Here is a 7,797-nt window from a genome sequence, read left to right on the forward strand (position 1 = left end):
CGCGCCGCCAGCGGTCGGGTCGGCCGTCGGTGCATCGGTCTCGGTGAGCGAGACCTCGGGACCTGCCTGTGCTCCGACGCCACGGAACGCCTGCACGGAGATCCCGATCGTGGGCGCCGCGGCTTCGGGTGCGGTATCGGTCTCAGCGTCCTGCGTGGATTCGTCGGACGCCTCGACGTTCTCGGTCTCAGTCGGGTCGGTGACGGAGTCGTCAGCGGACTTCTTGCGGCGGGAGAACAGGGCCATATCGATCAGCCTAACCCGCAGATGCTCTAGATCTTCTCGATCGGTGCGACCTTGATCAGCAGCTTCTTCTGCCCGGCCGAATCGAACCGCACGTGAGCGATGCGCTTCGCCCCCTCGCCTGTCACCGCATCGACGCGCCCTTCACCGAAGTCGGAGTGACGGATGCGGTCGCCGGCGGTCAGCTCGAGGTCGCCGTTGTCTCGCATCTTCGCCGTCACGCGATTGGGGAACTTGTCCATCGCGGTCGACAGAGGCTTGAGCGAGTCGCGTCCCGGCAGCTGCTTCACCGCGAACCGATCACCGGATCCGGATCCACCGAACCCGCCGCCAGGACGACGAGCGTTCAGCGCGCGCGACTGCATGCCGCCGCGCGAGTTCACGTCGCCCGGCGATTGCCGCCAGTCGATGAGCCCTGCGGGGATCTCCTGCAGGAAGCGGCTCGGCATGGCGACCGAGACCTCGCCGAACTGCGCGCGGGTCATGGCGAGCGAGAGATGCAGTCGCTTGCGAGCACGCGTGATGCCCACGTAGAAGAGACGGCGCTCTTCCTGCGGTCCCCCCGGCTCGCCCGCCGAGATGCGGTGCGGGATCAGGTCTTCTTCGACACCCGTGACGAAGACGGCGTCGTATTCGAGCCCCTTGGCGGTGTGCATCGTCATCATCGACACCGATCCCGATTCGTCGTCGAGGTCGTCGGCGTCCGAGACGAGAGCGACCTCGGTGAGGAAGTCGACGATCGTGCCCTCGGGATTGTTGCGGGCGAAGTCACGAGCCACCGCGACGAACTCGTCGAGGTTCTCGACACGAGCCTCGTCCTGCGGGTCGCGGCTCGCGCGGAGTGCGTCGAGGTAGCCGCTCTTCGAGAGCAGCACGCTGAGCCCGTCGGCGACCGTGGTGGGCGCCGGCAGCTCTCCCGAGGCCGGGAGCATGATCTCGGTCGCCTCGGCGAGCACCGCATCGAGCTGCGCGATCGCACCCTGGATCTTGGGGCCGAAACCGAGCTGGTCGGGCACCGAGAGCGCCTGACGGAAGGTGATGTCGTGTTCGTCGGCGAACCGCGCGATCGCCGTCTCACTGACGTCGCCGATGCCTCGCCTCGGCTTGTTCAGGATGCGGCGCACAGCCATCTCGTCGGCCGGGTTGGCGACCGCAACGAGGTATGCCAGGGCGTCTTTGATCTCGGCGCGCTCGTAGAACTTCGTGCCGCCCATGATCTTGTAGGGCACCGCCGAGCGGATGAAGATCTCCTCGAGCGCTCGCGACTGCGAGTTCGTCCGGTAGAACACGGCCATCTCGGAGTACGGGAAGCCGGCACGGCGCAGCGACTCGACCTCGTCGGCGACGAACTGCGCCTCATCGTGCTGCGAGTAGCCCGTGAAGCCGATGATCTTGTCGCCGTCGCCCTTGTCGCTCCAGAGCTTCTTGTCCTTGCGGTCGAAGTTGTTGCCGATCACCGCGTTCGCGGCGGACAGGATGTTCTGCGTCGAGCGGTAGTTCTGCTCCAGGAGCACGACCCGCGCCCCGGGGAAGTCACGCTCGAACTCGCTGATGTTGCGGATGTCCGCTCCGCGGAAGGCGTAGATCGACTGGTCGGAATCACCGACGACCGTGAGTGACGCGCCCGCGAGCTCGGGGGTGGTCTCGGGCTCGAAGATCATCATGCCGTTCGAGGCATAGGGATCGGGGGCGTCTCCCGACACCGGCCGGGTGAGCTCGTGGATGAGCGCGTACTGGGCGTGGTTGGTGTCCTGGTACTCGTCGACGAGGATGTGGCGGAAGCGCCGACGATAGGTGTCGGCGACCTGCGGGAACGCGCGGAACAGATAGACGGTCTGACCGATGAGGTCGTCGAAGTCGAACGCGTTGGCCTTCTGCAGCTGCCGCTGGTAGTCGGCGAAGAGCTCGACGAAGATGCGCTCGGCGGGGTCGGACATGTTGGCCTGGCGCGCGTAGGACTCGGCATCGGACAGCTCGTTCTTGAGCTTCGAGATTCGCGACTGCACCGCCCCGGGCGTCAGACCGTAGGCGTCCGCTTCGTGCTCCTTCACCAGACGCTTGATGAGCGCTCGCGAATCGCCGGAGTCGTAGATCGTGAACGACTTGGTGAAACCGAACTGATCGGCCTCTCGCCGCAGGATGCGGACGCACGCCGAGTGGAAGGTCGAGATCCACATGCCACGGGCCGCATCGCCGATGATCGCCTCGACGCGCTCGCGCATCTCGCCCGCAGCCTTGTTCGTGAAGGTGATGGCGAGGATCTGACTGGGCCACGCCTCGCGCCCCCGGAGCAGCGAGGCGATGCGCCGCGTGAGCACGCTCGTCTTGCCCGAGCCGGCGCCCGCGACGATGAGCAGCGCGGGGCCACGGTAGGTGACGGCTTCGAGCTGCTGCGGGTTGAGACCGGCGAGGAGATCGTCCTGACCCTGCCCTCCGGTGGAGTGGGGGCCGACGGTTCCGGGCACGATGAGGGGGGCTTCTGACATGGCCTTATGAGTCTAGGCTGAGGCGCCGACATCGCGGTGGGTGCCGGGGCGGACGTCGCAGACTTGGCTCGCCGCCGTCATCGACCTATCGTGGACGAAGCACGTCGGCCCGCAGATCAGCGGAGAGACGGTTGATTCGAGGGGGAGCTCGACCTGATGGCTGCGATCGAAGTCCACAGCGACGCATATGAGGCGGCTCGCGCCGCACTGACCGAGGCGGCAGCGAAGCTCGCCGCGTCGCGCAACAGCATCTCTTCCGCCGTACCGGGCATGGCATTCGGCCCGATCGGGGCTTTCATTCCCCCGGTCCTCAACTCGATCGGTGGACTGGTCGAAGGCGCAGCCGGGTTCGTCGGCACCGTCTCGCAGCGCACGGCAGACGGTGTGCAGAAGGCCGAGGAGGGCTTCACGACGGTGGACGACACCGGGCGCGCAGATCTCGACCGCATCGCGTGGGAGTATCGCCAGGCGGATGCCGACGGCGCACGCGCCGTACTCGGACTCTGAGCGCACGCCGAGATCCTGTGCGACCACGGAAGAGGGGTGCGCGGCCTCCCGCACACCCCTCTTCAGCCTGACGGATCGCTCAGAGCGTTCGCCGCCTCCGAACCGCGATGAGACCGCCGGCGATCAGCATCATGATCGCGACGACGACCGCCACGACGGGAACATCCGCCCCGGTCGTGGCGAGCCCGTGCGGCTCCTCGATGGTGATGTCGGCCCAGCCGACCAGCGAACCGTCCGCGGCATATGCCGCGATGCGGTGCGCACCGAGCGGCGCATCAGTCGGGATCGTGACCGCCACGGATCCCGTCGCCGAGGCCGTGCTCGTGCCGAGGGACACGGGCTCGGAGTACATCCAGACCGCGAGCTGATCTCCCGCCTGGTCCGTGCCTGTGCTGACGGTCACCCGATCACCACGACCCGCCACGGAGGGATTCACCGTGACGCCGTTGCGGTTGTCGTCCGTCAGCGCCGACCCCGGGAGCGGAGCCGCACTCTCACCGGGATTCTCGGTTCCGGGGTTCTCGGTTCCCGGGTTCTCCGTTCCCGGGTTCTCCGTTCCCGGGTTCTCCGTTCCCGGGTTCTCCGTTCCCGGGTTCTCACCACCGGGGTTTCCGGAGTCCGCCACCGGGATCATCCCTGTGCGCAGCGCCTCCGAGGCGAAGCCGTCTGCGAACCACCAGACCGGACGCTGACCGTCCACCGCGAGTGAGGCCGGAGCCGTCGCGAAGCCCTCGTTGTTGATGTCGGGCATCGAAGCCGGCCGTGCGAAGTGAGCGATGCCGGGCTTCGCGGTGCCGTTCAGCGTGATCTGGGCGGAGCGGCCCTGGCATCCGTCGTCGCAGACGGCCCACAGCACATCGAGGACGCTGTCGTAGTCGAGCGCCATGACTCCGGCGAGACCCGGCGCGATCTCCGAGACGAGGGTCGAGGACCCGTCCGCCGCGAGCGCGAAGGCGTAGACGTGACCGTTGTCCTCGACCGCCACGAAGAACAGACCGTCGCCGTGACCGGAGTAATCGGTCGAGTCGTACGCCGCACCCGTGTTGACGTCGAACAGGGCACCGTCCAGGGCGCTGTCGGGCACCCACTGCACGGCTTCCATGCCGAGGTTCGCGCCGACGGCGGGCAGCTTCGCGGTGAGGTCCCACTCCTGCTGGGCGATGAGGTCACCGGTCGACGCCTCGGGATCGACCACGAGGATCGTGTTCTGATTGACGCCCTTCGCGCTGTTGTCGCGTTCCGACGCGACGTAGACGAGTCCGTCACCGTCGACCGTGATGCCCTCGGTGTCCGGTCCCGCGGCATCCGGGGCCTCGGCGTCCTTCTGGAACCGGACGCGCTTGCCCGCCTCCCATCCCGCGATCTGCGCGAACGATCCGTCGGCGTGGGCCTCTAGCTTCCAGATGCGGCCTTCACCGTTGTCGACCGCCCAGAGGAAGGCACCGTCCGCGGTCTCCTGCACGTCGAGGCCGGAGCTGTCCTCGAGGAACGTCGGCGCGGTGTCGAGCACTCGCACCTCGGCCGAACCTGGCCACGGCGACACCGCGACCTCGCCTTCGCAGATGTTCGCCGCTCCCTTCGTGCTCTCCGCCGTCACGGCGAAGGCGCCGGTGGCATCGGGGCAGCGCCCCCACGTGGTCGCCGCGTGCCCCATGCCCCAGGTGGTGGAGTCGATGAGCAGGTCGCCGTCGAACAGGCGTACCGAGTCGCCGTCGCCGAGTCCGAAGCCGAGCTCGGCCCGTTCGATGACCAGGTAGCCACCGGCGTCGATCATGGTCGCGGCCGGGATGGCGTACGAGTGCGCGTCATCGTCGTCCTTCACGACGATGCCCGAGACATCGAGCGCAGACGCCGTCGGGTTGACCAGCTCGATCCAATCGTCGGGCGAGCCACCGTCGGAGTCGACCTCGTTGATGCGCACGGGGTTGCCGCACGCGTTGCGCTCGCCCTTGGTCGAGATCGCGATGTCGACGACGTCTCCGCTGCCGTCCGCGCAGCGGGCGAGGACGCCCTCGGCATGCTCTGCGTACACGTGCTCGTCGACGACGTCGAGGTTCGCGTCCCGCAGCGTCACCGTGTCTCCGTTGCCGAGCCCGAACACGAAGTCCGTCGGCTGGTCGAAGACGCGGTACGCACCAGGCTCGAGCATCGTGCCGGCGGGCAGCGGCGTCGTCTCCGACGCGTGCCCGACGGGATCACCGTCCATCACGGTCCAGCCGGAGAGGTCGACCGGAGTGCTGCCGGTGTTGACGACCTCGACCCAGTCGGTGGTGTCACCGTCGGACTCGATCTCGTTGATCACGACATCGGGCGTGACGCAGGAGTTCGCCGTCCCCGGCGTCGAGTAGGCGAGCACGAAGGCTCCCTTGCCGTCGGGGCATCGCGCGAGCGTCGCTGCGGCGAATTCACCATCGATCGCGGCGTGGCCGCTCCACGGCAGAGTGTCGTCGATCTGCGAGCCCGAGGCGTCGAAGAGACGGATGCGGTCGGCGCTGCCGATGCCGATCGGGTCGCGGAACGCGGTCTCCACGCCGTCGACCAGCCCGATCGATCCCTCGTCGACCACGAGGAAATCTCCGGCTGCGATCTCGGTGCCTGCCAGGAACTGCCAGCGGTGGTCGTCGGAGTTGTCGCGGATCTCGTAGCCCGAGATGTCGAGCGCGACATCGCCCGCGTTGTAGAACTCGACCCAGTCCGCCGGCTGCGAGTCGACCTCGTTGATGGCGATCGAACCGCCGACCGGATCGTCGGCAGCGAAGACGTTGGAGGTTCCCTTCGTCGACTCGGAGGTGTCCGCCCATTCCACGGCTCCTTCGCTCTCACGCGCACCCCAGGTGACAGCCGCGTGAGCCGACCACGACGTCTCATCCACGAGCACCGCGCTCGGGTCGAACAGACGCACCTGGTCGTCCTTGCCGAGACCGAAGGTGAAGTCGCCGACGCCGGCGGCGACCTCGTCGATCACGAGGAAGGCACCGGGCGCGACGGTCGTCCCCTCGGGGAACGTGTAGAACTCGTCGTCGCCGTTGTCCTTGACGACGTAGCCGCTGAGATCGACGGCGGCGTCCGATGTGTTGACGAACTCGATCCAGTCACCGGGCGTTCCTCCGCTCGACTCGACTTCGTTGATGCGGACACCGGGTTCGGCGCCGGTGGCGGCGAGGGGCGCGGCGAGCAGTGCGGCGGCGCTGAGCGCGCACACCGTCGTGATCGCAGCGGCGGAGTGCAGGCGGGACATAGGGCTCCTGAGGAAGGCAGACGGGTTTCACCCCACATCACCGATTCCGCGTGACCCCCCGACGTCCGCCCGGTGCACGGATGGTGAACGGCCGGTGGCCGTTCACCATCCGCACAGCTCACGCGATTCGCGTCCCCGGGGGCAGCCGCTTCGCGGGAGTCCGCGTACGCGACCAGGCACCGGCGAACAGGGCACCGGCGATCACGACCTGCACGCCCAGGCCCACGAACCAGCTCGGCACCGTGCTGTCGATGATCTCCTGCGGGGTCCGGGAGTCATACGGATCGGATGAGCACTCGTCCCAGCGCTGGTCGATCGGCGTCTGCTGCGCGCTTCGCACGCCGAGCTTGATCTGACCGAACATGTCGACCGGGTAGCCCTCGGTGCTGTACTCGGTGGGCGTGGCGTCGGCGAGCACCACGAAGGGGTTCGCCGCCAGCACCCACCAGACGAGGTCGAAACGCGGCACCTCTGTGGTGTAGGTGTCCCACGATTCGCAGTCGACGCTGCCCACGTCGTCGTAGGGCCTGCTGTACTGCGTCGTCTCGGTACGGATCGCCATGCCTCCGAGGGCGAAGACGATGAGTGTGCCGATCGTGAGGCCGGCGATGACGAGATACGTGGTCGCGACAGAGAACAGGGGCCGGGCGATGAGACCGCTGAGCCCCACGCCGATCGCCGCGACGATGATGATCTCGGCCACGAGCACGAGCAGCGACACGAGCAGCACGAGCGGGTTCGATCCTCCCCCGAGCAGCGAGATCGCCAGGAACGGGATCGCGACGATCAGGAAGGCGAAGCCGGTCGCCACGGCGGCGACGAGCTTGCCGAGCATGATGTCGCCGGTCGAGACCGCGGTCACCTGGACGGCCGCCAGGGTCGCCGCCTCGCGGTCGCCGTTGATGGCGTTTCCGCTCAGCGTCGGAGAGACGAGCGCGACCAGGAGCAGCACCATGTTCACCACGATCGAGAACACGCCGGCTCCGATGAACTCGCCCCAGGCATAGACCGCGAAAGACAGCGCCGTCACACCGATCAGGACGACGGCGAAGACGCCGAGCAGGATGTACCAGCCGACGCTGCGCAGTCGCTGGGTCAGCTCGAGACGCGCGATGATACGGATGTTCGTGAGGCTCATACTCCCGCCTCCTCGGCGTTCGGGGCGGCGGGTGGGGGTGGCGGTGCCGTGGGTGCGGCCGGTGCCGGTGGGGCCGACGCCGCCGCGGCAGCCGCCGCCGCGGCCTGGTGGTTGAGCGTGAGGAATGTGTGCTCGAGCGCGCTCTGCGCGGGGGCGAATTCCGAGATCTGGAGACCCGCCTGCAC

Annotated in this window: 5 protein-coding genes and 1 pseudogene; 1 reads left to right on the top strand and 5 read right to left on the bottom strand. The window is 67.9% G+C overall.

All coding sequences use genetic code 11. The annotated features are described in order from the left end of the window. Nucleotides 1-246 (bottom strand): hypothetical protein (locus tag RTM68_RS15590; RefSeq protein WP_312172634.1); only part of this gene is annotated, 246 nt, incomplete at its 3' end. A 26-nt stretch (nt 247-272) separates the two neighbouring features. Continuing rightward, a complete protein-coding gene (locus RTM68_RS15595) occupies nt 273-2,729 on the bottom strand; it encodes a UvrD-helicase domain-containing protein (RefSeq protein WP_312172637.1) in 2,457 nt (818 codons plus the stop codon). Nucleotides 2,730-2,885: 156 nt separating this feature from the next. On the opposite strand from RTM68_RS15595, the gene RTM68_RS15600 reads away from it, so the two are divergent. Beyond that, nucleotides 2,886-3,236, top strand: coding sequence for a hypothetical protein (locus RTM68_RS15600; RefSeq protein ID WP_312172639.1), 351 nt, complete (start codon nt 2,886-2,888; stop codon nt 3,234-3,236). A 79-nt stretch (nt 3,237-3,315) separates the two neighbouring features. On the opposite strand, the gene RTM68_RS15605 is transcribed toward RTM68_RS15600, so the two are convergent. The 3 genes and pseudogenes from RTM68_RS15605 to RTM68_RS15615 all read right to left on the bottom strand — a co-directional run. Next, a complete protein-coding gene (locus RTM68_RS15605) occupies nt 3,316-6,474 on the bottom strand; it encodes a lamin tail domain-containing protein (protein WP_312172641.1) in 3,159 nt (1,052 codons plus the stop codon). Nucleotides 6,475-6,592: 118 nt separating this feature from the next. Further along, nucleotides 6,593-7,612: an ABC transporter permease gene (locus RTM68_RS15610; protein ID WP_312172644.1), complete on the bottom strand. Its 1,020-nt coding sequence runs from the start codon at nt 7,610-7,612 to the stop codon at nt 6,593-6,595. Further along, nucleotides 7,609-7,797 (bottom strand): annotated as a pseudogene (locus RTM68_RS15615) (hypothetical protein); the annotation flags it as partial. The pseudogene RTM68_RS15615 and the gene RTM68_RS15610, both read right to left, overlap by 4 nt.

Origin of the sequence: Microbacterium sp. (assembly GCF_031988965.1) — a bacterium.
Classification (GTDB): domain Bacteria; phylum Actinomycetota; class Actinomycetes; order Actinomycetales; family Microbacteriaceae; genus Microbacterium.